Annotated in this window: 22 protein-coding genes; 3 read left to right on the top strand and 19 right to left on the bottom strand. The window is 59.8% G+C overall.

Annotated features, from left to right (window positions below; genetic code table 11):
• Nucleotides 1-265, top strand: a 265-nt coding sequence (locus tag F591_RS30590) for a transposase (RefSeq protein WP_211217604.1), incomplete at its 5' end; no start/stop codon positions are given.
• Nucleotides 266-367: 102 nt separating this feature from the next.
• Here F591_RS30590 and F591_RS0118400 read toward each other — a convergent pair.
• The 13 genes from F591_RS0118400 to gpr form a co-directional block, all read right to left on the bottom strand.
• Nucleotides 368-763: a hypothetical protein gene (locus tag F591_RS0118400; protein WP_019536092.1), complete on the bottom strand. Its 396-nt coding sequence runs from the start codon at nucleotides 761-763 to the stop codon at nucleotides 368-370.
• A gap of 18 nt (nucleotides 764-781) precedes the next feature.
• Nucleotides 782-931 carry a YfhD family protein gene (locus F591_RS30585; protein ID WP_019536091.1) on the bottom strand — a complete coding sequence of 50 codons (150 nt, stop codon included), beginning with the start codon at nucleotides 929-931 and terminating at the stop codon, nucleotides 782-784.
• A gap of 298 nt (nucleotides 932-1,229) precedes the next feature.
• The gene (gene dnaJ, locus F591_RS0118390; RefSeq protein ID WP_019536090.1) at nucleotides 1,230-2,342 is read right to left on the bottom strand and encodes a molecular chaperone DnaJ; all 1,113 of its coding nucleotides are present in this window, start codon (nucleotides 2,340-2,342) and stop codon (nucleotides 1,230-1,232) included.
• 163 nt (nucleotides 2,343-2,505) lie between these two features.
• On the bottom strand, nucleotides 2,506-4,347 hold the full coding sequence (gene dnaK, locus F591_RS0118385) for a molecular chaperone DnaK (protein ID WP_019536089.1): 1,842 nt from the start codon (nucleotides 4,345-4,347) through the stop codon (nucleotides 2,506-2,508).
• 139 nt (nucleotides 4,348-4,486) lie between these two features.
• Nucleotides 4,487-5,116 (bottom strand): nucleotide exchange factor GrpE, encoded by a 630-nt coding sequence (gene grpE, locus F591_RS0118380; protein WP_019536088.1) that lies wholly within the window; start codon nucleotides 5,114-5,116, stop codon nucleotides 4,487-4,489.
• 259 nt (nucleotides 5,117-5,375) lie between these two features.
• Nucleotides 5,376-6,923, bottom strand: a complete 1,548-nt coding sequence (locus F591_RS0118375) for a TCP-1/cpn60 chaperonin family protein (RefSeq protein ID WP_019536087.1) — start codon at nucleotides 6,921-6,923, stop codon at nucleotides 5,376-5,378.
• Nucleotides 6,920-7,951 (bottom strand): heat-inducible transcriptional repressor HrcA, encoded by a 1,032-nt coding sequence (gene hrcA, locus F591_RS0118370; RefSeq protein WP_019536086.1) that lies wholly within the window; start codon nucleotides 7,949-7,951, stop codon nucleotides 6,920-6,922. Before hrcA ends, F591_RS0118375 begins: the two co-directional genes overlap by 4 nt.
• A gap of 108 nt (nucleotides 7,952-8,059) precedes the next feature.
• Nucleotides 8,060-8,521 carry an N-acetyltransferase gene (locus F591_RS0118365; RefSeq protein WP_019536085.1) on the bottom strand — a complete coding sequence of 154 codons (462 nt, stop codon included), beginning with the start codon at nucleotides 8,519-8,521 and terminating at the stop codon, nucleotides 8,060-8,062.
• A gap of 98 nt (nucleotides 8,522-8,619) precedes the next feature.
• Nucleotides 8,620-9,792: a radical SAM family heme chaperone HemW gene (hemW, locus tag F591_RS0118360; protein ID WP_019536084.1), complete on the bottom strand. Its 1,173-nt coding sequence runs from the start codon at nucleotides 9,790-9,792 to the stop codon at nucleotides 8,620-8,622.
• A 189-nt stretch (nucleotides 9,793-9,981) separates the two neighbouring features.
• Entirely contained in the window at nucleotides 9,982-11,796 is a 1,815-nt protein-coding gene (gene lepA / locus F591_RS0118355) for a translation elongation factor 4 (RefSeq protein ID WP_026326715.1), read from the bottom strand.
• 271 nt (nucleotides 11,797-12,067) lie between these two features.
• Complete coding sequence (locus F591_RS0118350) at nucleotides 12,068-12,475, bottom strand: hypothetical protein (protein ID WP_019536082.1); 408 nt, start codon at nucleotides 12,473-12,475, stop codon at nucleotides 12,068-12,070.
• A 15-nt stretch (nucleotides 12,476-12,490) separates the two neighbouring features.
• On the bottom strand, nucleotides 12,491-13,729 hold the full coding sequence (gene spoIIP / locus F591_RS0118345) for a stage II sporulation protein P (RefSeq protein WP_019536081.1): 1,239 nt from the start codon (nucleotides 13,727-13,729) through the stop codon (nucleotides 12,491-12,493).
• A gap of 301 nt (nucleotides 13,730-14,030) precedes the next feature.
• Complete coding sequence (gene gpr / locus F591_RS0118340) at nucleotides 14,031-15,029, bottom strand: GPR endopeptidase (protein WP_019536080.1); 999 nt, start codon at nucleotides 15,027-15,029, stop codon at nucleotides 14,031-14,033.
• Between the two features lie 244 nt (nucleotides 15,030-15,273).
• On the opposite strand from gpr, the gene rpsT reads away from it, so the two are divergent.
• Nucleotides 15,274-15,546 carry a 30S ribosomal protein S20 gene (gene rpsT, locus F591_RS0118335; protein WP_019536079.1) on the top strand — a complete coding sequence of 91 codons (273 nt, stop codon included), beginning with the start codon at nucleotides 15,274-15,276 and terminating at the stop codon, nucleotides 15,544-15,546.
• A 158-nt stretch (nucleotides 15,547-15,704) separates the two neighbouring features.
• Here the strand turns inward: rpsT and holA are convergent, their stop codons facing one another.
• From holA to F591_RS0118320, 3 genes are all read right to left on the bottom strand, one after another.
• Nucleotides 15,705-16,724: a DNA polymerase III subunit delta gene (gene holA / locus F591_RS0118330; protein ID WP_019536078.1), complete on the bottom strand. Its 1,020-nt coding sequence runs from the start codon at nucleotides 16,722-16,724 to the stop codon at nucleotides 15,705-15,707.
• 303 nt (nucleotides 16,725-17,027) lie between these two features.
• Nucleotides 17,028-18,431, bottom strand: coding sequence for an anti-sigma factor family protein (locus F591_RS29660; protein ID WP_019536077.1), 1,404 nt, complete (start codon nucleotides 18,429-18,431; stop codon nucleotides 17,028-17,030).
• On the bottom strand, nucleotides 18,428-18,976 hold the full coding sequence (locus F591_RS0118320) for an RNA polymerase sigma factor (protein WP_019536076.1): 549 nt from the start codon (nucleotides 18,974-18,976) through the stop codon (nucleotides 18,428-18,430). Before F591_RS0118320 ends, F591_RS29660 begins: the two co-directional genes overlap by 4 nt.
• A 357-nt stretch (nucleotides 18,977-19,333) precedes the next feature.
• Between F591_RS0118320 and F591_RS0118315 the strand changes: the two genes are divergently transcribed.
• Nucleotides 19,334-21,265 (top strand): ABC transporter ATP-binding protein, encoded by a 1,932-nt coding sequence (locus F591_RS0118315; protein WP_019536075.1) that lies wholly within the window; start codon nucleotides 19,334-19,336, stop codon nucleotides 21,263-21,265.
• Between the two features lie 239 nt (nucleotides 21,266-21,504).
• Here F591_RS0118315 and F591_RS0118310 read toward each other — a convergent pair whose 3' ends face one another.
• From F591_RS0118310 to F591_RS0118300, 3 genes are all read right to left on the bottom strand, one after another.
• A complete protein-coding gene (locus F591_RS0118310; RefSeq protein ID WP_019536074.1) occupies nucleotides 21,505-22,452 on the bottom strand; it encodes an EamA family transporter in 948 nt (315 codons plus the stop codon).
• 141 nt (nucleotides 22,453-22,593) lie between these two features.
• A complete protein-coding gene (locus F591_RS0118305; RefSeq protein WP_019536073.1) occupies nucleotides 22,594-23,847 on the bottom strand; it encodes a DUF6807 domain-containing protein in 1,254 nt (417 codons plus the stop codon).
• 12 nt (nucleotides 23,848-23,859) lie between these two features.
• The gene (locus F591_RS0118300; RefSeq protein ID WP_019536072.1) at nucleotides 23,860-25,014 is read right to left on the bottom strand and encodes a Gfo/Idh/MocA family protein; all 1,155 of its coding nucleotides are present in this window, start codon (nucleotides 25,012-25,014) and stop codon (nucleotides 23,860-23,862) included.
• Nucleotides 25,015-25,044: the final 30 nt, after the last annotated feature.

Below are 25,044 nucleotides of genomic sequence, written 5' to 3'. Positions count from 1 at the left end.
CAAAGTAGCTGCCATCTGGTTTGACCGCTGGCTGGGACAAGGGGAACATTTTCAGCATCCGGCAGTAGCCACCTGCATCAAAACGATGCGAAACTGGCGAACGGAGATCGTCAATTATCACTCCTGTCGGTGGACCAATGCGGCGGTTGAAGGAAGAAACAACCGAATGAAAGCCTTTCAACGCCGACATTACTTCACCCGGAACCGGGAACGTTACGTACAAGGACTTCTGGTCGAATGTAACCGTGAACGATTTGGTACATAAAGTCAAGCACTAACTTTGATGTTGAGCCACAAACAGTATACAATAATTTTACACAGGGGTAAAACAAAACGGCCCTTCGCTGAGACGAAGGACCGTTAAAGGCTACAAGCGGCCGCCGGCTTCCCGGATGACGCGGACGGCCTGCTCATAGGCGGATTCATCGACGCTTACGGTAAGCAGCGTATCCAGGCGGGAAGCGTCCTGATCGCTGCCGGCGGCGAATCCCGCCCCTTGATTGCTGAGGCCGCTGGCGTCCGCATCGGCGGCCAGCAGGATTCGCTCGTTCGTATCCGGCGGGCTGGTCGAGCCGAGCGTCAAGTACGCCAGCCCCGGAAAATCGTTGTCGAGCGAGTTCGCCGACATGCCGACGCCGCTCGCCTCGTCCCGGCCGACGCGGTCCACAGAGATGCCCGTGCCGCGCAAAGCCTTCAGCTTCGGCACGATGCGGCGCGCCTGCTCGGGAGAATTGAAGTAAGCCAAAATCGCTCTTTCTGCCATCGAGGGCGACATCCTTCCTTACTCTTGTTGTTGGCGAGTGTCCGCCGCGGCGGCGCGCTCCTGCGCCTTAAGATCGTCTTGATCGGCCAGCTCCCGGGAAAACTCGACATCCTCTTTTTTGCCGATCGGCATGCCCGAAGCTTCCTTGCGGCCGGATGGTCGATTCATGAGGACGTGCCTCCTTCCGGTTATATTGGATCAACAAAGCGGCATGCAGCCTTGTCTCATTGTCCGCAATTTTCCTTCAGGCTATGCACAGGCCCGGCCAGCGTCCAGGCTGAACGTCGGCGGAAGGCGGACCTAGGCCGATGCAGCAAGGCCAGCCGTGGCAAGCTCCCGGCTCCGGCAAAAGCGCGGCGGCAAAAGCGATCCATGCAAAAAAAAGCATTGGCGCTACAGCCGGTAACGAAACCGGCCCAGCTTGCCAATGCTATTGACTGGGTTTCACAGGCGGCTTGCCGAAGGATCAGTCCCCCAGAAAAGCCTTCTTCATTCGCTCGAAGATCGTCTGCTGCTGCTCGTGCGTATGCTCGCCGCTCAGCTTGGAAAATTCGCGAAGCAGCTCCTTCTGCCGCTCGCTGAGGTTGGTCGGCGTCACGACGACGACCTTGACGTGCTGGTCCCCTTGCCCGTAACCGCGCAGCCGCGGCACGCCTTTGCCCTTCAGGCGGAAATACGTATCCGTCTGGGTGCCCGGCGGGATGCGCAGCTTGACCTTCTCGGTCAAGGTCGGAATTTCGATCTCGTCGCCCAGCGCCGCCTGCGCGAACGTCAGCGGCACCTCGCAGTAGATGTCGTCGCCTTCCCGTTCGAAGAAATCATGGGGCTTGACCCGGATGACGACGTACAAATCCCCCGAAGGGCCGCCGCGCGTACCGGCTTCCCCTTCGCCCGACACGCGGAGCTGCGCGCCGTCGTCGACGCCTGCCGGAATGTTCAGGCTGATCGTCCGCCGCCGTTTCACCTTGCCGGTGCCGTGACAGGTGCCGCATTTGTCCTTAATGATTTTGCCTTGCCCCTGACACGCTGAACATATCCGGCGGTTGACAATCCGACCGAACGCCGTATTTTGCACGACCTCCTGCTGGCCGGTGCCGTGGCAGACCGTACATGTGTCCGGCCGCGTGCCCGGCTTGGCGCCGCTGCCATGACATGTGTCGCACGTTTCGGTGCGGGGAATGTGAATTTCCGTCTTTTTGCCGAAAACCGCTTCCTTGAACTCGATCGTCAGCGTATACTGCAGATCGTTGCCCCGCTGCGGAGCGTTCGGATTGCGCCGGGCTCCGCCGCCGAAGAACATGTCGAAAATATCGCCGAAGCCGCCGAAATCTTGGCCTCCCATGCCGCCGAAGCCTTGATTCGGGTCCGCATGGCCGAACTGGTCGTAGCGCGCCCGCTTCTGATCGTCGCTGAGCACGTCGTACGCTTCCTTCACTTCTTTGAACTTCTCTTCCGCATCAGCCGCCTTGTTGACGTCGGGATGGTACTGACGCGCCAGCTTGCGGTAAGCTTTTTTGATGTCGTCCGGCGAAGCGTCTTTTCCGACCCCGAGCACCTCGTAATAGTCGCGTTTGCTCATCGTTCCACTCCCATGCTATAGCTGACTGGAATCATCGGTTCCGCCGGCCTTGCCGCCTGCCTGGGGCAATGCCGATTTCTGTACAACCAAACGGAAAGTCAAAGCCGAATGCCGGCTTTGACCTCCGTCTCTCATGTCAGCCGTTCCCGAAGGCGGGAACCGATTATTTTTTGTCGTCTACGACTTCGTAATCCGCGTCGACGACGTTGTCCTTGCCTTTGGCGCCGCCCTGCGCCGCACCTTCCGCGCCTTCCTGCGCCTGCTGGGCTTGCTGGGCCTGCTCGTAGAGCTTCACGGACAGCTGCTGAACGACCTGCGTCAGCTCTTCGGTCGCCTTCTTGATCTCCTCGGCGTCCGTGCCCTCCAGCGCTTTTTTCACTTTCTCTTTCGCTGCGTTCGTTTTCTCGACGTCGGCCGCATCCGCCTTGTCGCCGAGATCCTTCAGCGTCTTCTCCGCAGTATATACCATTTGATCGGCCTGGTTGCGGATTTCGACCGCTTCCTTGCGCTTGCGGTCTTCCTCTGCATGGGCTTCGGCCTCTTTCATCATGCGGTCGATCTCTTCGTCAGTCAAGCCGCTGGACGACGTGATCGTAATTTTCTGGCTTTTGCCCGTACCTTTGTCAAGCGCGGAGACGTTCACGATGCCGTTGGCGTCGATATCGAAGGTGACTTCGATTTGCGGAATGCCGCGCGGCGCCGGAGGAATGTCGCTCAGAATGAAGCGGCCCAGCGTTTTGTTGTCCGCAGCCATCGCCCGCTCGCCCTGGAGCACGTGAATCTCGACGCTGGTCTGGTTGTCCGCATAGGTCGAGAACACCTGCGATTTGCTGGTCGGAATCGTCGTATTGCGGTCGATCATCTTCGTGAACACGCCGCCGGCCGTCTCGATGCCGAGCGAAAGCGGCGTGACGTCCAGCAGCACGACATCCTTCACGTCGCCGGTCAATACGCCGGCCTGCACCGCTGCCCCGAGCGCCACGACTTCGTCGGGGTTAACGCCCTTGTGCGGCTCTTTGCCGGTCAGCTTCTTGATCGCTTCCTGCACGGCCGGAATCCGCGTCGAACCGCCGACGAGCACGACCTTGTTGATTTGATCCGGGGTCAATCCGGCGTCGGACAAAGCCTGGCGAGTCGGGCCCAGCGTCCGCTCAACCAGGTGCGCAGACAGCTCCTCGAACTTCGCGCGGGTCAGGTTCATCTCCAGGTGCTGAGGCACGCCGTCGACCATCGTGATAAACGGCAGGGAGATCGTCGTCGTAAGCACGCCGGACAGCTCTTTCTTGGCTTTCTCCGCAGCATCCTTAAGGCGCTGCACCGCAGCTTTATCCTTGCTCAGATCGACGCCGTGCTCCTTCTTGAACTCCGCCACCAAGTAATCGATGATCACTTGGTCGAAGTCGTCGCCGCCGAGGTGGTTGTCCCCGCTCGTCGCTTTTACTTCAAAGAAGCCGTCGCCGAGCTCGAGGATCGATACGTCGAACGTGCCGCCGCCCAAGTCGTACACGAGAATCGTCTGGTCTTCCTGCTTCTCCATCCCGTAAGCCAGCGCCGCAGCCGTCGGCTCGTTGACGATCCGCAGCACCTCGAGACCGGCGATTTTGCCTGCATCCTTCGTAGCCTGCCGCTGGCTGTCGTTGAAGTAAGCCGGGACAGTAATGACCGCCTTGGTGACCGGCTGGCCCAGGTACGCTTCCGCGTCAGCCTTCAGCTTCTGCAGAATGATCGCGGAAATTTCCTGAGGCGAATATTCTTTGCCGTCGATCGTCTCTTTGTGGTTCGTGCCCATATGGCGCTTGATCGAAATGATCGTGCGGTCCGGGTTCGTAATCGCCTGACGCTTGGCGGATTCGCCGACGATGCGCTCGCCGTCCTTTTTGAAGCCGACGACGGAGGGCGTCGTGCGGCTGCCTTCCGGGTTCGGGATAACGACGGCTTCGCCGCCTTCCATCACGGCTACGCAAGAGTTCGTTGTGCCAAGGTCAATGCCGATGACTTTGCTCATAAGGAATGTGCCTCCTTCGATCTTCATTCGTCGTTAGTCATATCTCGCAATGATCCATCTATGATCGTTTATGTGTAATGGTAGGGCGGGCCTAAAGGTGTGCTGCGCCGGCCCGAGCCAGGCAAGCTTCGCGCCCGGATCAGGAGCTAACCTTAACCATCGCCGGACGAAGCACGCGGTCCTTAAGCGTATAGCCCTTCTGCAGCTCTTCGACGATCGTGCCTTCCTCGTGCTCTTCCGATTCCACCTGCATGACCGCCTGGTGATAATCGGGGTTGAACGGCTGGCCTACCGTCTCCATCGCCTTCAGCCCTTCGCTTTCGAGCACCTGCACGAACTGGCGGAAAATCATGTCCACGCCTTTGGCCAGGGCGTCGTAGTCTTTGCCGTCCTTGCTTGCGGCAATCGCCCGCTCGAAGTTATCGATAACCGGCAGGAGCTGCTCCAGCAGCTTCGCGGAAGCGTACTGCGCGAATTCTTCCCTTTCCTTCTGCGTCCGCTTGCGGAAATTATCGAAGTCGGCCTGCGTCCGCACATAGCGCTGGTAGTTCTCGTCCGCCTGTTTTTTCGCCTGCTCCAGCTCCTGGCGCAGGGCGTCGACTTCGACCGATTCGCCTGCGTCCGCCTGCCCGGCCTCCGCTGCCGATTGCGCCTCGGCCGCTTCGGCGGTCTCCGCTTCGCTTGCTTCCGTCTCCGCGGCAGCCGCTCCTTCCGAGCGCTGCTGCTCCTTCGGATCGTAAGTATATTGGTCCTTTTGTTCCGTATTCATTGGTCTGTCACCTCCTTAAACGATGCGCCGCAGCGCCTGCTGCAGCTTCGGGAGAGGTGCGGACGGAGGACGCCGGCTTCTTCAAGCGCCGTCTCCCGCGCCCCTCCCCTTTACCGGCGTTTTGACCCGCTGGACAACGATAACGCAGCGGATCAACCGCCTCATTCAACCGGATGACAGCTTGCGGTCACCGCGCCAGTGTCTAGTGTATCCATGCCAAGGCCAGGGGAAACCTGCCGCAATTCTGCAGCGGCGCCGCCTATGCCTCCGAACCGCCGGATGACTTCATCTTGATGACCGTATGAATGCGCAGCACGGCTGCGGCCACTTCGCCCGCCGCCTGCAGCGCGTGCAGCTTGACCGGCGCGGGATCGACGATGCCGCGCTCGTACATGTCGACGACTTCGCCGGTGTCGCAGTCCAGCCCCAGGCTGGCGGAGCCGCTGGCCGTCTGCGCGGCCTTGACCTGCTCCACCTTCTCGAGCGGATTGTAGCCCGCGTTGACGACGATCTGCGCCAGCGGCTTGCGCAGTGCGAGGGCGACGGCGGCGACGCCGAAGCCCTCCATGCCCTGCACCGTCTCGCGGTAGCGCTCGAGCTCGCGGGCGGCGGCCACCTCGGCCGCGCCGCCGCCCGGCAGCACGCCGCCGCGCAGCGCCGCCTGCACGGCGGAAGCCGCGTCGCGAGCGATGCGCAGCCGCTCGCCGATCACCTCCGCCGTGCTGGCGCCGACGACGATCGACACGTGCCCCCGGCCGCGGCCTTCGGCCAGGCGGACGCACTCGAGCCGATCGTCGTAAGCGACGTGCGCGGCGAAGCCGAGGCAGCCGGCCAGTTCCGGGGCCGGCTTGGCCAGCGCGCTGCGGCGGACCGGCCGCGCGCCGGTATATTCCGCCAGGCGGCGCAGATCCGCGCGGGGCAGCCGCTGCAGGACCATGATGCCATGGTCCGTGCAAAACTGCTCCGCCTCCGGCGACACGCCGCGCTCGGCGGCGATCAGGCCGACGCGCAGCTCGGCCAGCTGCTCCAGCGCGCCGCGGAACTGCTCGCGCAGCTGCTGCTGCCGCCGGAAGCCCGCGTCGGTCATCAGCGCCTCGTCCTCCACCGCCTCGGGCTCGAAGGCGTCGTGAAGCAGCAGCACGTTCGCCGGGGCAGGCGGCATGTCCGGCTGCGCGTTCAGCGGCCGCTTCGCCACGAGCAGCCCCGGCCACACTTCTCCGGACGGGGCCCGGTGGTGCGAGAGCACCGCGTCGGCGAAGCGGAACGATTCCTCGCGCAGCTTGGCCGGGCCGATGCGCCGCGCTCCCTCGAGCACGAGCTCCGCCAGATCGCGGTTCTCCCTGCCGGCAACGTAGGCGATCCGGTACAGCAGCGGGTCATTCAGCCCTTCGACCGGGCGCCTGCGGGCGAGCAGGCTCGCCAGCGCTTCCCGCACGCCCTCCTGGATGCCCTGCACGACCTTGGCCACCGGCACGCCGCGCAGCACCTGGGCGGAGCCTTCAGCGATCAGCGCCCCGGCGAGCACCGTCGCCGTCGTCGTCCCGTCGCCTATGCTCTCCTGCTGCGAGCGGGCGACTTGAATAAGCAGACGGGCGGCCGGATGCGTCACGTCCATCCGTTCCAAAATCGTCACGCCGTCATTCGTAATAATGACGTCGCCGTTCGGTCCGACCAGCATCGTATCGAGCCCTTTAGGCCCGAGCGTGCCTTCGACCGCCGAGCAGATCGCGCGGATGGCATTCGCATTGTTCAGCAGCGTGACATTGGCTTCTTCGCCCTCCTGGCTGCCGGGACGTGTCTGGCTCATCGGTACCAACGCTCCATCGACTTAGTCAACAGCTTCGACAAGTGCTCCATCAATTGGGTCACCTTGGCATAATCCATCCGGGTAGGCCCCAAAATGCCGATCGTCCCCAGCGTCTGACCGTTAATTTGACAGGTGGCCGTAATCAGGCTGCAATCGCTGATCGCCTCGATCGCATTCTCGGTGCCGATGCGCACCTGAACGCCTACGGATTCGGTAGTTCCGTCGAACAGCCGCACCACCTTCGGCCGCTCCGAGAGCAGGTCGAGAATGCTCTTGACCTTATCGACGTCCTTGAACTCCGGCTGCGTCAGCATGTTCGTCGTCCCGCTCAAGTAGATGCGCTCGTCCTCGTCATGATGGATGACGCCATCAAGCATCGTGAGCAGCTCCTCGTAACCGGACACGTAGCTGGACATTTCTGCGGAAATTTCATTATACAGCTTCGCCCTGAATTGCAATAGCGGCACGTTCTTCAGACGGGCATTCAAGATGTTGACGAACTTCTCCACCTCCGACATCGGAATGCCCTCGGGGATCGTCACCGTCCGGTTCTCGACCTGCCCCGTGTTCGTCACGATGATTGCCACGGCCGAACGATCGTTCAGCGGAACGATCTGCAGATGCTTCAGCGTCGTGCCGTACACCTCCGGCCCCATCACGATCGATGTGTAGCTGGTCAAGTTCGACAGGATAGTCGCAACCTGCTGAATGACCCGCTCCATCTCCTGCATTTTGTCGGTGAAAAAGACCTTCATCAGCTCGACGTCCTGCTTCGCCAGCGAACCGTGCTTCATCAGGTGATCCACGTAATATCGGTAACCCTTGTGGGACGGAATCCGGCCTGCAGACGTATGCGGCTGCTCCAGATAGCCCATCTCCTCCAAATCGGACATTTCGTTGCGAATGGTGGCAGGGCTGAATCCCACATTGCCTCTCTTGGAGATGCTGCGGGAGCCGACAGGCTCTGCTGAACGAATATAGTCATCTACGATAGCGCTCAAAATTTGACGTTGACGTTCGGTCAACATAACCCAACCCTCCCTACCGGTTAAGCTTGCGGGCCGTCGTTAGCACTCCACCTTATTGAGTGCTAACATATATTACAAAAATAACAGACCCCAAGGGTCTGTGTCAAGTCAGTCAAGCCGTCTCAGGACGGCGATTTCGTCGCAGCAGTGCTGCTTTTTGCAGTGGATGCAGTCGCGCCATACTTTCTCGGGGAAGATCTCCTTGGGCACGACCTCGAATCCGTTTCTTTCGAAAAAAGCGACCTCGTACGTCAGTGCCATCACCTTCGGAATGCGCTGTGCCTGCGCCTCCTCGATCAGTCGCCGGACGATCGCCTTGCCGATGCCCATCCCTTTATATCCTTCGGAAACGCCGAGCGAGCGGATCTCCACCAAATCTTGACCGAGCCGCGTCAGCGAGCCGCAGCCCACCAGCTTTCCCTCGTGGACCGCTACGACGAACGTCTCCAGCTGGTCCATCAGCGTCTCCTTCGAGCGCGGGAGCATGATGCCCTGCTCAGCGTATCCCTGAATAATATCGTATAATGAATCGACGTCCTGCTCCGTCGCCCTTCTGGTTGTTACGGTCATTGGAGTTCCCACCATTCGCTTGCGGCATCGCCTGTTATTATGCAACGTTGATCGCTTCGTTGACTATGAATAAATATACAACATAACGCATATTAGATTCAATACATTTTTTGCCCTGCTTCCCCCAGAAATTCCGCGAACACTTCGTTGCCGAGCGGCAGCCCTTCTTTCGTCAGCCGATAGCCGCGCTCCGTCCGCTCCAGCAGCCCTTTGGCCATCAGGCGATGCAGCACTCCCCCGAACACCGCTTCGAGCCGGGTGCCGAACTGTGCGGCGAACTCTTCGCCGCTGACGCCGCCTAGAAGACGCAGGCCGACCATCATGAAGTCCTCCATCGCTTCCGCCGGCTCCACCTCGTGCCGCTCCAGAATCGGCAGCCCGCTGCGGGTCGCCTCGATGTACGGCTGAATGCCCTTGATATTGACGTGCCGCACGCCGCGCATATAGCCGTGAGCCCCCGCCCCCAGGCCGTAATAGCTGCGGTTGAGCCAGTAGGCGCTGTTGTGGCGGCTGTCGAAGCCGGGCCGGGCGAAATTGCTGATTTCGTACTGCTCGTACCCGGCGGCCCGCATCTGCTCGAGGATGATGAGAAACATCTCGTACTCTTCTTCCTCCTCTGGCAGCGGAAGCTCGCCCCGCTCGTAGAGCGTATGGAAGAGCGTGTTCTCTTCCACCTTCAGGCTGTAGATGGAATAGTGGGGAAGCTGCAGTTCCAGCGCCCGCTCCACCGACGCCCGCAGCAGCCCGGCCGTCTGGCCCGGCAGCCCGAACATCAGGTCGATCGAAATATTGGAGAAGCCCGCCGCCCGCGCATTGTCCAGGCTCCGGTATACGTCATCCGTATTGTGGATGCGGCCGATTCTCTCCAGCAGCCCGTTGTCGAACGACTGCACGCCGAAGCTGAGCCTGTTCACGCCGCCTTCTTTCATGACGGCCAGCTTGTCCGGATCGGTCGTCCCCGGATTCGCCTCCATCGTAAATTCCATTCCGTCCGCCCAATTCGGAAAATACGTCCGCACCCGCCGAAGGAAGCTCTCCATCTGATCCGGCAGCAGCACCGTCGGCGTCCCGCCGCCGACGAAAATCGTCTCGATCCGTCCCGGCGGCACCAGGCTCGCCGTCCGCTCCATCTCCCGCTCCAGCGCATCGAGATAGTCCATCACCGGCTGACCTTTGAGCACGTAGGAATTGAAGTCGCAGTAATGGCATTTGTTCGTGCAAAAAGGGATATGAATGTACACCGACGTTGGCGTCTCGCTTTTGTGCCGCATCTTCTCCGCCTCCTTATCGCGGGTAGTCTCCTGCCGCCCTGCGCTAGCCTCTTGCCGTCCCGGCAGGCGGCGGGCAAGCGAAAAGCAGGCGGCCGCCTCCTCGCCAACGCCGACACGTCAGTCCGCTGCCGGTTCCCTGACGCCTGGCATCGCTTTAGGGCGCATCGCCTGCCTGAATCGTGATTCTTCCTATTTATCGTCGATCTTCAGCACAGCCATGAAAGCTTCCTGCGGCACTTCCACGCTGCCGACCTGCTTCATCCGCTTCTTGCCTTCCTTCTGCTTCTCCAGCAGCTTCCGCTTCCGGCTGATGTCGCCGCCGTAGCACTTGGCCAGCACGTTTTTGCGCAGCGCCTTGACCGTCTCCCGGGCGACGATCTTCTGGCCGATCGCCGCCTGCACCGGCACCTCGAACTGCTGGCGCGGGATGAGCTCGCGCAGCTTCTCGCAAATGATTTTGCCGCGTTGATACGCGCGGTCGCGGTGCACGATGAAGGAGAGCGCGTCCACCTGCTCGCCGTTAAGCAGAATGTCCATCTTGACGAGATTGGAGCGCTTGTAGCCGGACAGCTCGTAGTCGAACGAGGCATAGCCCTTCGTGCTCGATTTGAGCTGGTCGAAGAAATCGTAGACGATCTCGGACAGCGGAATTTCGTACGTCAGCGTGACGCGGGTCGTATCCAGGTACTGCATGTCGACGAATTCGCCGCGCTTGCCCTGGCACAGCTCCATGATCGCCCCGACAAAATCGTTCGGCACGATGATGGACGCCTTCACATACGGCTCCTCGACATAGTCGATTTTGCCCGGCTCCGGGAACAGCGACGGGTTCTCGATGCTGATGACTTCGCCGTTCGTCTTCGTAATGCGGAAGACAACGCTCGGCGCCGTGGTGATGAGCGGAATGTTGAACTCGCGCTCGATTCTTTCCTGGATGACGTCCATGTGCAGCAGTCCGAGGAATCCGCAGCGGAAGCCGAAGCCGAGCGCGGACGACGTCTCCGGCTCGAAGCTGAGCGAGGCGTCGTTCAGCTGCAGCTTCTCCAGCGCCTCGCGCAGGTCGTTGTAGTCGCTCGTCTCGATCGGATACAAGCCGCAGAACACCATCGGGTTGATGCGCCGGTACCCCGGCAGCGGCTCGGGCGTCGGATTCTTCGCATCGGTTATCGTATCGCCGACGCGGGTGTCGCCGACGTTCTTGATCCCGGCGACGATAAAGCCGACGTCCCCGACTTCCAGGGAGTCGACGATCGTCATGCGCGGCTTGAAGGCGCCGACCTCGATGACCTCGAACGTTTTGTCCGTAGCCATGAACTTGATTTTCGAGCCGGCGCGGATAGAGCCGTCCATGATCCTCACATAGACGATAACTCCTTTGTACGGGTCGTAATGAGAATCGAAAATGAGCGCCTTCAGCGGCTGGTCCGAGCTTCCGCTCGGCGCCGGCACCTTCTGAACGACCTGCTCCAAAATTTCCTTGATCCCGATGCCCGCCTTCGCCGAGGCCAGCACCGCTTCGCTCGTGTCGAGACCGATGACGTCCTCGATCTCCTGCTTCACCCGGTCGGGGTCAGCGCTCGGCAGGTCGATCTTATTGATGACCGGCAATATTTCCAGATTGTTGTCCAGCGCCAGGTATACGTTGGCCAGCGTCTGCGCCTCGATGCCCTGGGCTGCATCGACGACGAGCAGCGCCCCTTCACAGGCGGCCAAGCTTCGCGACACCTCGTACGTGAAGTCGACGTGCCCGGGCGTATCAATCAGATTCAAAATATATTCTTCTCCGTCGTCGGCCCGGTAGTTCAGCCGGACGGCCTGCAGCTTGATCGTGATGCCGCGCTCCCGTTCCAGATCCATCTGGTCGAGCACCTGCTCCTGCATTTCCCGCGAGGAAAGCGCGCCGGTATATTCCAGGATGCGGTCGGCCAAGGTCGATTTGCCATGGTCGATATGGGCAATAATGCAGAAGTTTCTAATTTTCTTTTGTCGGGAATGGCTGTCCATCGTACGCAAACCTCGCTCACCTGCAAATTTACAATACTACTAATTATAACAGCTACGCCGGTTTGCAGCAATGGACGGTTGCAGACGATACGGCTGCAGACGATTGCGGTCACGGACGATGCGGCCGTGGACGACTGCGGTCGCGGACGATGCGGTGGCAGCGGCAGCAAAAGGACGATGCGAAAAGACGGGGGCAGCAATGACGGTTGGCCCTGATCGGCTATGATCCGCGATGGCGGCAGGGCAAGCGGGCAATCCGCTTTCGTCGCGGTCAATGCACGAGCACCTCGAACAGCTTGACCAGCAGCTGGATGCCGTGATACGCGGCAATCTGCAGCAGCTCGCCGAGCTTGTTGCCAAGCCGGTTCAGTCCGGCGGCTTCGCTGACGCCGGCAGGCCGAGACGGCTTCTGGCCGGCCGGCTGCGCAGCGCCGCCCGCTGCAGCGGCGCCGAGCTTCGCTTCCGCAGCCAGCCGCGCCGCCTCGTTCGCCGGGCCGATTCCGGGCCTGCGGGCGACGTCCGCTTTGCCGCCGCTTGCCGCGCTCGATGCGCGCGCATCGAGCGAGCCGTGGATGCGCTCCGTCCCCTGGGTGGCGAGCGCTACGCCGAACATGACGCAGGCAGCCATGCCAAACAGCAGCAGCGCGGTATGGCCGAAGCCCCATCCGTATCTCCGCATCGTCCCGTTCCCCCTTTAGCCTTGCTTCGCGTCTTCCTCCGGTCCGGCAGGCGCGTCGACTTTTTCCACATTGTTGATCACTTCCGCGATCGCCACGGCCAGCGCATCGACAGTGCGGTAGCATTCCTCCAGCGTATTGTCGACGCCTCCGACCTCGATCAGCACCGTATTCGGCGAAAACTGCTGATTGTACAGGCCGTTGCCTTCGCCGCCTTTAGCGTAGATGCCTTTGGACACGCCCGGATACTTTTGCTCCAGGGCGCGATGAATCTGCTCGGCAAAATCGTGGTTGGCCTGCCAGTGCTTGTTTTTGCCGCCTATAATAAAGTAGACTTGCGCATAATCCTGCCCGTTCAGCTTGATCGTCGTCTTGTCCCGGCGCTGGGAGTCGCGGTGAATATCGAAGTAAAATTTCAGATCGGGATGAGCGACGCTCGCTTCCTGCAGCGTTTTGAACGAATATTTATAGGAATAGTTGTAGTTGAAGTTTGGCTCGATCGCCGGGTAGTTTTTGTTCGAGTGCACCGCGCCGATGCCTTCCTTCTCCAGCATCTGCGCCAGCCGCAGGCCGACCAGCGTCACGTTCTTCTCCGGATCATACGCCTTGTCCGGATCGGTCACGCCCGGCAGCTCGGGCAAGTACGATTCCTGATTATGCGTTTGATAGATGAAGGCGACGTTCTTCCCCGCCGTCTTGGGAGGCTCGGCCGCCGGCTCGGATTCGGGCAGCGACGGCCCTTGCGGGTCCGGGAACTGCGGGTTGGCCGTGATCGTTCCCGCCTCGCCGACTTTATCTCCGCCGATCACGCCGCCCTTCGGTCCGTAATCGAGCGGACCGTCGCTTGTCCCCGAGGGCGATGTCAGGACGACGGGCCGGTCCTGAGCCATGCCCGGCACTTCCCTGGCGAGCAATGTTTTCGGATCGTGCGGACTCAGATCGGTCAGCATCGCGAACAGGAAGCTGGCCACATTCGCCTGGGAAAACGTGAACCCGTCCCCCCGGGCCATGCCCGGCACTTCCATTCCCATCATGTCCATGAAAAACTGGCTCGACACCGACGCCGCCATGCCTTTCATCGACGAAGACGGCGTCGTAGTCGCATATTTCGCATGAATAAAGCCAAGCACGCCGAACGCCACAAAAAACATGACGCTGCCGACCATGAGCATCGAGATCATTTTGACGAAAACGGCCAGATCCAATCCGGTTTTGCGATGTCTGCCCCAATTCGCCGCCATTTCCGGCCACTTCATATCGTATTCCTCCTCTGTTTCTGCGGGTTGCCAGCAGGTTGTCCAGCCGCAGGATGAGGCCCGCCGCCGGCGGAACATTGCATCCGCCCTGCTGTCTGCTTCGTCTAGTAACCAATCTATGATAGAGACATAGAACATAGAACCGCTCTTCGCCGAAAAATCGAACGGCGTCGATTCGCTCACGACAAAAAAACAGAGCCCTGTGCGGGCTCCGCTGCCTGATTCGGATGCGATATGGGGATGCGATATGGCCGCGGAAGTGTCGACCACGACCAAAGCCGCCACCGGCCCTAAGACGCGGTCAGTGGGTGTAAGCCGATACGTTGTCGGCGTCGACGGCTTCGTGCAGCGCGGCGTTCAAGCCGCTGGCGATAATGTTGGCGATATCCTCGATGAATTGGTCGATCTCCTTGGGCGTCACCAGCAGATCGTGGCCGAGCGGGCTAAGCACCTCTTTTACCAGCTCCAGCCGCTCCTGCTCCTGCAGGCTGTCCATCAAGCCGAGAATGTGCGACGTATTGGCCGTCTCCCGGGCAAAATGCGCGCGCATCATGTCGAAGGCGTTGTTCACGATGGTCGAGGCGTACACCACCGTCGGCACGCCGATCGCGATGACCGGCACGCCGAGCGTATCGACGGTCAAGCCTTTGCGCTTGTTGCCGATGCCGGAGCCCGGATGTATGCCCGTGTCGGCAATCTGGATCGTCGTGTTCACCCGCTCCAGCGCCCGCGAAGCGAGGGCATCGACCGCGATGACCAGATCGGGCCGCGATTTTTCCACAATCCCCTGGACAATCTCTCCCGTCTCGATGCCGGTCGTGCCGAGCACCCCGGGGGCGACGGCGCTCACTGCCCGGTAGCCCGGACTGACCTGATCCGGCATCAGCTCGAAATAATGCCGGGTCACCATCACGTTCTCCACGACGAGCGGCCCGAGGGCGTCCGGCGTGACGTTCCAGTTGCCCAGCCCGATGACAAGCGTTTTGGCTTTAGGTCCGATGTCCAGCTTTTGCAGGAAGCTTTCGAACTCCTTGGCGAATACCGTCGCCACGCGGTCCTGCAAATCGCTGTCCTTGCCGCGCAGCCCCGGCACCTCGATCGTGACGTAATGCCCCGGCAGCTTGCCCAGCGCCTGCGCGCCTTCGGCCGTGACGACGTCGATTCGGCTCACCTTGATGCCGTTCTCTTCAGAGACGTCGGAATGCACGCCGGGAATCGGGCTGCCGGCAGGCGACGCCATGTCCCGCGCTTCCAGAGCGAGGTCGGTTCGTACGGAATAAGCGCTCAAATCAAGCTCCATGACGGCGTTCTCCTTTCCGGTTAAAAACCTGGCATGTCCCTATTGTGCGCTAAACCGTTTCATGCTTATACGCCTGTTTCGGGAGACTGGCTCCCGGGCCGCCCGCTTCAAAGCATCGGCCGGCGGCGCGGGCAAAACGCGCGGTTCTGTTGCATTTTCTATAGGACCATGCTAAAATACGAAGAGTTGTCAATAGAAAAGCGTGCGAATCGTATCGATGCATTGTGCTAGGAGGTGAACGCAAGTGCCGAACATTAAATCCGCTATCAAACGCGTGAAAACAAGCGAAAAGCGCCGTCTGCGCAACGCTTCCCAAAAATCCGCCCTTCGTACGGCTGTGAAAGCTTTTGAAACGGCTGCCGCAGGAACGGATCTGGAAAAGGCTAAAGCCGCACTGGTTGCTGCCAGCAAGAAGCTGGACAAGGCGGCATCCAAAGGCCTGATTCATAAAAATGCCGCCGCCCGCAAAAAATCCCGCCTCGCGAAGAAGCTCAACAAGCTTACCGCTCAGGCGTAAGATGGGCCAGGAAAACAAAAAGACCATGCTGTCAGCGAGGATAGCATGGTCTTTTTGTTTTCGCCGGAATGTGCCGTCGGGACGAATTTTAGCCAATGTTGTATTAGGTGCAGCAAAACGGGGAGAATCAAATCGCCTCTGCAGGCCGGTCTTTCACCTCAAGCCGCGAGGCGCAGCAAAAACAGCTCCAGGCCCAGCACTTTATCGATTTTGCCGCTTTTCATCTGGTAGTCGAGATCTGCCAGCTGCTGAAGAATGGCGGCCAACCGCCTGGCGTCGAACCGTCCGGCCTGGCCGGCGGCGACTTTGACGGCGTAAGGATGCAGGCCAAGCTGCGAGGCGATCTGCTGCTGGGAATACCCTTGCTGGGACAAATCCTTGACCTGGAACATGATGCGGAACTGGCGGGCGATCAGCATCACGATCTTGATCGGCTCCTCCTTCCGCCTCAGCAGCTCGCTTAACATGGTGAACGCTTGCTCCATCCTCAGCTGCACGATATGCTCGATCAGCGCGAAAATATTTTGCTCGATCGTGCGCGTCACGAGCTGCTCCAGCGCTTCTTCCGTCAGCGTGCCGCCTTGTCCGGCGTACAGGGCGCATTTTTCCAGCTCCTTGGACAGTCCCTGCAGCCCGGCTCCCGCATACAAAATAAGACGCTCGGCCACGCCCGGCGCAAGTGCGAAGCCCGCCTGGGCAGCCTGCTGCTCGATCCAGCGCACCAGCTCGGCTTCGGACAGCTGGGCGCAAGGGACAAGCGCGTCCAGTTCCTTCAGCTTCTTGACCAGCTTCTTCCGCTCGTCCAGCTTGTCCGCTTCGACGGTCAGCACGATCACCGTAAACTCGGCAGGGCTGCTCATATATGCGGCAAGCCGGTCCAAGCGGTGCTCGATCTTCCCGCTGTCCTTGGCCCCTGTCAAAAAGGAGGCGTTCGTTCCGATGACCAGCTTGCGCGGCACCATGAACGGAAGCGTCTCCGCCTCGTCCAACAGCGCGTCGAGCGGCGTTTCCGACAAGTCGAAGCGGCTTACCGCGAGCGTCCGGTCGTCCGGATTGACAATGCGGTTCGTCAGCTTTTCGATCATCCCGCGAATCAGGTAAGTCTCCGCGCCGTAGCATACATAGAGCGGGGCGAACTCGCCCTTGTCGATACGCTTGATGGCAGTCCTGTAATCCATAGCCTCTAGTCTCCCGGATCGTTTATATTGGAAATTTTGCCAATTCGAAAATCCAGTTTACGTTTATCATAACAATAACAAAGGGATTACGTCAAAACCGGCCGCTTTAAGCCAGTCTCGACATAATCCCTTTGCCCGCAACCCATCTATATCAACGCCCGGCAAGCAGCTCTAGAAACATGCCGCCAGGCGGTCATACATGAGTATCGGGGTTTCGTTGCTTTATACTACGCCGGATCGCTCTCATGTGTGACAGCGCTGCAACGATTTGCGCGGATGCCGCTGTTGGCGGCCCCCGTCCGGTTATCGATCAAGCTCTACTTCCGCCTCCGACCGATCGCTTGCGTCGATGACGAATTCCCGCTGCTTGCCCGCTTCCGTGGCGACGCGATAAGTGAGCTTGCCGTCCTCGGACCAGCCGACGAATTCGATCCGCTCCGACGCGGCCCATCCGTGCCCGGATTCAAAGATCAAGGCTCCGTCCGCGCCGCGAACCGCCACTTTGCGGTCCTGTGTGACGAAAGCGGTAAACGCGCCGTCGCCGCTCGTCAGTTCCTGGGCCGCTTCCTCGGCTGCCAGCCCCCGCTCCGGCGCGAACGATCGCAGTCCGGGGCGGTCCGCCTCCTGTTCGGGGGCTGCCGTCCCCGGCGCCGGCAACCCGGAGGCCGCCGGCGCGTCATCCATGCCAGCAGCCGGGTTGCCAGTCTCCCCGGCGAGGCTGCGCTGTCCGGCAATGCTTTCCTGCTTCCGGGGCGGAGCCGTCTCCTCTTGCGGCTGGCCTGAATCGCCGGCCGCGCCGAACGCGAGCTCTGGCTCTTCTTTCGCCGGGTCAGCCGGGGCGTTGTCCGGAGCCGGCGCCGCCTTCTCGACCAGAGGCATAGCCGCTTCGGGAGCCGCCGCCTCCGGCGCCGTCTGAGGAGCGGAAGCACGCTGGTCATTCATATGGCTTGAGGGCGTGTCCTCAGCCGTCGGAGCGATAGACCTGGGCGCGCTCTCTTGCTGGGAGCTCTGCGGCTGCGATTTCTGCAGCGCTTCATTCTGCTCCGCACTGCCCGCCGCATCCTGTTCCGCAGAGGAGCCTGCCTGCTCCTTATTTATGCCGAGAGTGTCCCCAGCTTTATCGTCCGCAGCATGTTGGCGATTTTTGTTTACTCCGGACGTCCCGTCGGCGGGCGAAGCCGATTCCTCATGCTTCGGAAAGCTCTCCGACGCCGAAAGAAGCCGGTCCGCATTGGCCGACGATGTCTGGCGCTGCTCCTGCTGCTGAAAGATGAAAAATCCGATCACCAATCCCGCAGCCAGCACCCCGCCGGCAAGCGGGTAAGAGATCAGCCCGCGCAGCTTGAACCGCCAGCCTCTCTCCTTGCGCTGCGACGGCTCGGACTGCGGCTCCAGCTCGGCGAACCGCTCCTGCCCGCTGCCGTTCTGCCGGTTCAAAGGGGCGGCTCCGGAGGCCGCCTGCTGCTCCTTCGCATCGTCCAGCTGCGCCAGCTTGGGCATAATGGCGTCAACCAGGCTGTAGGGCGGCGTCACTTTCGGAAGCAATTCCAGCTCGTGGGAAACGTTCACGAGCCGTTCGAACAGCTCGGTGCATTCCGGGCAATCGTTCAGATGCGCCAGCATGCGGCGGTATTCGGTTTCATCGAGATCCCGATCGAGAAATCTCTGCATCAGTTCGATCACCTCTTGACACAACATCCCCGTCATCCACGAACACTACCTTTCTGATAATCTCGAAGTATCGTTTGCAGCTGCTGTCTCGCTCTGAACAAATAAGACTTCACCGTATTGATGGGCAGGTCCAAAGATTCCGCAATTTCGTTGTAAGTAAAATCCTGCAAATAGCGAAGCACGACCACCGAGCGGTGATGATCCGGCAGCTTGTCGATCGCTTCCTTTATGTCCTGGGCGACGTAAGCGGACATGACCTCGTCTTCCACGGTAGTCTGCGCCACAAAATTCATATCGTGCTCTTCTATAGATACCGTAGGGCGGGCTCGGCGGAATTTGTCGATGCACAAATTCGTCACGATGCGCTGCACCCATGTTTTGAATTGGGCTTTTTCCTCGTACGAGTTGATTTTGGTATAAATCCGGATCAAAGCTTCCTGAGCCGCGTCCATCGCATCCTGCTCATTGCCCAAAATGTAATAAGCAGTGCGATAGACGGAGGTTTCAATTTCGCGCAATAGGGTAATTAGAGCGTCGCGATCGCCCGACTGGGCAGCTTTGATTAATTCAGGCGCTACCACTGGGATCCCCCTCTCTTGCAACCTTATAAACGTGCCGTTCCCGCAAAATGTTGCACCTCTCCTTTTCGTCGATACTAGAATATCAGATTTTACAGGCAAGGTGTATGACGCTTTAGAAGATTCCGCCACGGTGTTTTAAGGAAAGCCTTGTCTCTTCGCTGTCACGTCAGCGAAATCCGCGAGCAATATAGTCTATGTTTCATGAGGAAATTGTTCATTTTTATTTTCGGGGCAATGTGCTAATCTTGGATATCAGTGGAAAACGGACTTTTGCCAAGCGATAAGAAAAACATCTATCGACGTCTAAACAAGGATGGACGGGCCGCGGTTCAAAGGTCCCGGAAGGAGCGAATTCGAATGTCTGCATCCAAGGCGGACGCCAGAGAAGGCAAAAAGCTGGTCGCCCGCTACCTTGCTTTCCTGAAGCCGTACCGTTATGTGCTGCTGCTGATCGTGCTGCTCGGCATTCTGCAGTTCAGCGTGCCGATGATCGGGCCGTGGATGACGAAAATTTTGATCGACGAGGTGCTGCCTGGCCATGAGACGGCGTGGACGCTCGGCAGCGTTATTGCCGTGATGGCGTTCGTATACGCTTTCGGCATCGCCGTCAGCTTCATCCGCAACAGAACCACCTTCAAGCTGGGCAACCGGATGGTCTACGACGTGCGCCACCAGCTCTATACGCATATGCAGAAGCTGTCGCAGCGCTACTATGACAACCGGCAGGTCGGCAGCATCGTCACCCGCATCATGAATGACGTCAACGGCGCGCAAAACTTGATTAACGGCGGCGTGATCAACCTGGTCATCGATCTGTTTCTGATCGTCTTCGCGGGAGCGCTGTTGTTTAAGCTGCATTGGCAGCTCGCCGTGCTGTCGCTGTGGCTGCTGCCGCTGCACTACTTGTCGTTCGCCAATATGAATGTGCGCATCCGTCTGGCATGGCGTTCCGTGCACCGGCAAATGGAGCGGCTGCAGGGCGTGCTTGTGGAGCGGATCGGCGGCATGAAGGTGGTGCAGGCGTTTAGCCAGGAGCGCAAGGAGATGGAGCGGTTCGAGAAGCAGGCGAAGCAGCATATTTCTCATGCGAACAGGGCCCACCTGCTGGGCAACTTGCTGGGCATCATGAGCCAAAGCTTCTCGCAGCTCGGCAACCTGATCATCTGGCTCGCCGGCGGGCTGCTCGTCCTGAAGGGCGAATTTACGATCGGAGCGCTGGTCGCCTTTCAGGCGTATCTTGCCCAGCTGTACGGCCCGATTTCGCGGTTTGCCGAAGCGAACGCCACGATTCAAAACTCGCTGAGCAACATCGAGCGCGTTTTCGAGGTGTTCGACATCGAGCCCGATATCGTCGTAAAGCAAGCTCCGGTGCGTCTTCCCGCGGCGAAGGGGCTTGTGACGTTCGAGAACGTTTCGTTCACTTACGTGACGGAGCGGCCGCAGACCCAGGCGCAGAGCAAGAGCGGCGATCCCGACCTGGTTGATATGGCGAAGCCGGAGAAAGCGTTTTATTGGATTCCGCCGAAGACGCGTCCGGACCCGCCGCCGACGATCAGCGAGCAGAAAACCGCGCTGCTGAACGTCAGCTTTACGGCTTTGCCGGGACAGGTCATCGCGCTCGTTGGGCCGAGCGGCGCCGGCAAATCGACGCTGATCAACCTGATTCCCCGCTTCTATGACCCGGATGAAGGCACCGTCTATTTGGACGGCATCGATCTGAAGGATCTGCATCTTGACGATTTGCGCAGGCAGATCGCCGTTGTGCTGCAGGATAACATTTTATTTTCGGGGACGATTTACGAAAATATTGTGTATGGCAAGCCGGAAGCCTCGCGCGAGGAAGTGATCGCTGCGGCCGAGGCGGCCAACGCGCACAGCTTCATCGCCGAGATGGATCTCGGCTACGAGACGATCGTCGGCGAGCGGGGCGTGCGCCTGTCCGGCGGCCAAAAGCAGCGGATCGCGATCGCCCGCGCCCTGCTGAAGGACCCGCGCATCCTGATTCTTGACGAGGCGACTTCGGCGCTGGATGCCGAATCCGAAGCCTTGGTCACCTCGGCGCTCGAGCGGCTGATGAAGGACCGCACCACCTTCGTCATCGCCCACCGGCTGGCAACCGTCGTCCGGGCCGATCAAATCCTGGTGCTGGATCAGGGCGGCATCGCCGAGCGAGGGTCGCACCAGGAGCTGCTGGCGAAGGGCGGCCTGTACCGCCAGCTGTACGAGAAGCAGCTGAAGGCGATGCGGCCTGAGCAGCTCGACAAGCCGGATCTGCCGCGGGCGCTGTAGGGCGATTCGGCCCGCAAGCGGCGAATAGGCGAGCTCCGTAGCCAGAAGCTCTCGGCCGCTGGCCCGGCTACTGGCTGGCAGCCGAAGCCGGATCGTTGTCAGGAAACGGCAGCAGGGGCGCCGCCAGGGTTGTCTCAATGCGAAATTCCGCCGAACGGCCGCTAACGGCAAAAGACCGGGCCCGGCAAGCCTGGCGGCAGGCTCGCGGACTCGGTCTTTTTCGCTTGTTCGCGCTTGTTCTACGGCCCCGCTTGAGTCGGACTCGTCTTCACCCGCTCGGGTCTGCGTTCCGACACGGCAATGCCGGCCAAAATCAGCAGCGCGCCGATCCATTGCTCCGCCGCGACTGGTTCGCCAAGCAGCAAGGCCGAGCAGATCAGAACGACCGGCAGCTCGATGGAGCCGAGAATCGTTGTGAGGCCTGTGCTCAGCCGGGGCGCTCCCTTGGCGAACAGAAACGGAGGCAGCACCATGCCGAAGAAGCCGAGCAGCGCCCCCCACCGCCACAGCCCGTGCCCCAGCGCGCCATTCCATAAAAACAGCGGCGGAAAAATTACCGATACGGCTGCAGCCGCTCCGGTCACCATCCATGTCGTTCGCTGCAGCGTGGGCAGATGAACCGCTACCTTGCCGCTGAAATACATGAACAGCGTATAGCAGGCGGCGGCAAGAAGGCCGAAGCCGAGACCTGCGAGATGGAGCCTGCTTCCTCCGCCTGCCCATAATCCCGAGGCCAGCAGCGTGCCCGCCAGCACGACGGCCAAGGCAAGCCACTGGTTCGGAGAAGGCTTCGTCCGGTGCAGCAGCCAGCTGAGCAAAAGGCCCATCCAAGTAAATTGAAACAGCAGCAAAATGGCGATGGAAGCGTCCAGCCACTGCAGCGAATAATAGTAAAAGACCCCGGTGAGACCAGTAAAAGCGCCGCTGGCAACGAGCTTAACCTTGTCGGCCGAGGTCGCCGGCCTATCGCCTGTACGGCTGCCGCCGCTCCCTGTTCGCGCAAGCCCGGCAAGACGGCAAACCCACAAGGCGGCGCAGGCGAACAGCACCTGGCTGCCCGTCACTTCCGCCGTGCCGAACCCTTCCGCGTAGCTCAGCTTCACGATCGTCGACAGGACGCCGTAAGAGGCTGCCCCGACGAGCACGAGCACAATGGCCCGAAGCTTCGCGCGATGATCGTCTTCCATTTATTCGAATCTCCTGTGTTCATTCCCTCACCCACCCGCGTGCCTTACGAAGGAAGGCCGCTCAAATTCAAAATATAACATACCTTGTCAAGGAACTCAATCGCCCGCTGTACGAAAGTCCGCTGACGTTGGCATACACGCCTATGACGATACGATAACGGCAAGCTTCGCATGCTGCGGATCGGCGTACTCGCGATATCGTTCCGCTACTTGACCAGACAGAACGTCTCCCTGATGGAGATAGAGCCTGTGTTTAAAAGAAAGCGATTGGCCGTTCTCCAGCATTTTTCCCCCGCAAAAATGGAAGTTGGCCGGAGTAAAAGGCCCATAATCGCGCACGAACCATTGGGAGGCGCAGGTTTCGTTCTCCGGGTGGGAGAAGACAGAAATTCCTGCTGCGGTATATTGCTTCGTTATCGCGCCGCCTTCCCGCTTCATGGATCGAAGCAGCCGGCCGCTGTAATCCACCCATTCCGTAACGGAGCCGAAAATTTCCGACTCCCCCACCTTTCCGTTAGCCGCGGTTATTGTGCCGGTATGATGGCCGTTGATCTGTTCATTGACCCGGATGAACGGGAATCCTCCCTCCTTCGTGTCGCCGAAGGCAACATCGCCGTTTACCGCGTAAAGCTCCGTGGTCAGGTCCATGTATCTGGATTCCGGAGGCAAGTTGAAGATTCGAACGCTTCGCGCCTCCTGCAGCAGCAGCTCGCCGTCCTCGCTCCGCCAATCGATCAGCGACGTCAGTTGGCCGAACACCGGACCTCCGAAGAGCGCCATAAATTTCCGGTGAATTTGACGTCCTTCTCCGCGAAATTCGTGGTACAGCTTGTGCCCGTTCACATCGTCATGGCCCCACCAAAGTCCGTGATGATGAAGATGATCGTCCGGGGCGTCCTGAATAAGCGTTTTGCCGTCAGGTCCGATGAGCGGGTAGTAATAGGGCTTCCCGTTCATCGGCGAATACAAATAACGCGTGAACAGCTGGCCTTCGATGCTGACGATGACCCTGGCACTATCCTCCTGATGATCGAGATAGACGCCCGGCAGCCCGTTCCAAGGATTGTACTGCCGGTCCTTCGGGCCGAGCTGGCTTCTCTCTTTTTTATGCAGGCTTAGGACCGTGCGAAGAGAAGCCGGCGCTTCCTTCACAAGCAAATAAAGCGCATATTCCCCCCTCGCTTCCGCCGGCGTCGCGGAGTTGGCGGTGCGGTTCAACTGGCAGGCGATTTCGAGGCCGCTGCTCTCCTCGACGGCATAAATATCCGCATGGCCCGCCCATTGCCCCAGCTCATTATATATCCGTTCATCCAGCTCCGCCCTCAGCACGGTCGGAAGCGGAAACGGGCTCGCGCTCATAGTCAGCGACAGCTTGAATGGAGCAGACTTCGTCATGTTCCGGCCCTCCTATTTCGTCTCGCCGCTGATGGTGATTTCATTTTTGCTGAAGCCTGCCACGGATGTTTTCTTTTCGTAGAAGCGGGGCGCGTTCGCCATAATCCCGTCTCGGGTGTAAAACGGACTGTCCGGCGGCAGCGGGAGGCGTACCGAGGCGCCTGTGCTGGCTGCTTGATAGATCGCCGTAATCAATTCCAGCGTTTTTCTCCCTTCCTGCCCCGTAACCACAACGTCTCCTGTGCCGTTCTCGATCGCCGTCAAAACATCGTCAAGCTGACCTTGATGGCCCGTGTAGGACAGTGCGGGTACTTGGCTGGCAAGATCATTGATCGCTTCGATCAACTCATGGTTCTGCTGCGGGAACCCGTTCTCTTTGGAAGTGGAGGCGGTCACTCGCCACGGCAGCGATACGCGGGCTTTTTCCCCTTGAAAAATCAACTGCTGCTCTTCGCCGTGATGCACGACCGAGCTCGTAATTTGAGCCAATGCCCGCGGATAGGAGAGAATCGCGATCGACAGATCCTCGACCTCCGCATTGTCGTGCGACGTGTTGTTCATAACGGCCGTCACCTGCTCCGGCATGCCCATCAGCCATTGGAGCATGTCGATATGATGAACAGCATGGTTCAATGTGCAGCCGCCGCCTTCCTTCTCCCAAGTGCCGCGCCACCAGAGATCGTAATATACATACCCTCTCCACCAGAACGAATCGACCTGGGCATGAACGATGTTTCCTGCCAGGCCGGAATCAAGCACCCGCTTCAGCTTCGCGATCGTGTCGCCGAACCGGTTTTGGCTGATGACCGAAAGGATTTTCCCCGCTGCCGCTGCTGCCTCATTCATTCGGTCGCACTCTTCCAGGGAAGAAGCCATCGGCTTCTCGACAATGACGTGCTTGCCGCACTTTAAAGCGTTTACAGCAATCTCGGCATGCGTATAAGGAGGCGTGCATACCGAGACAAGATCAATGTCGTCCCGTTGCAACAGCTCCTGATAATCCTGGTAAACTGCGCAGCCGAGCTGGTATCGCTGCCTGCCCTTTTCCGCCTTGTCTACATAAATGTCGCACAAAGCGGCAATTTCGCAGCGATTCCGGAAAGTGCGGTAAGCTTGAATATGGGCATCGGAAATACTGCCTATCCCAATGACAGCAACACGAATCATTGTGGTCATCCCCTTCGCATTTCATAGGCT

Source organism: Paenibacillus ginsengihumi DSM 21568 (assembly GCF_000380965.1).
Classification (GTDB): domain Bacteria; phylum Bacillota; class Bacilli; order Paenibacillales; family NBRC-103111; genus Paenibacillus_G; species Paenibacillus_G ginsengihumi.
This window is presented reverse-complemented; position numbering and strand designations above follow the sequence as displayed.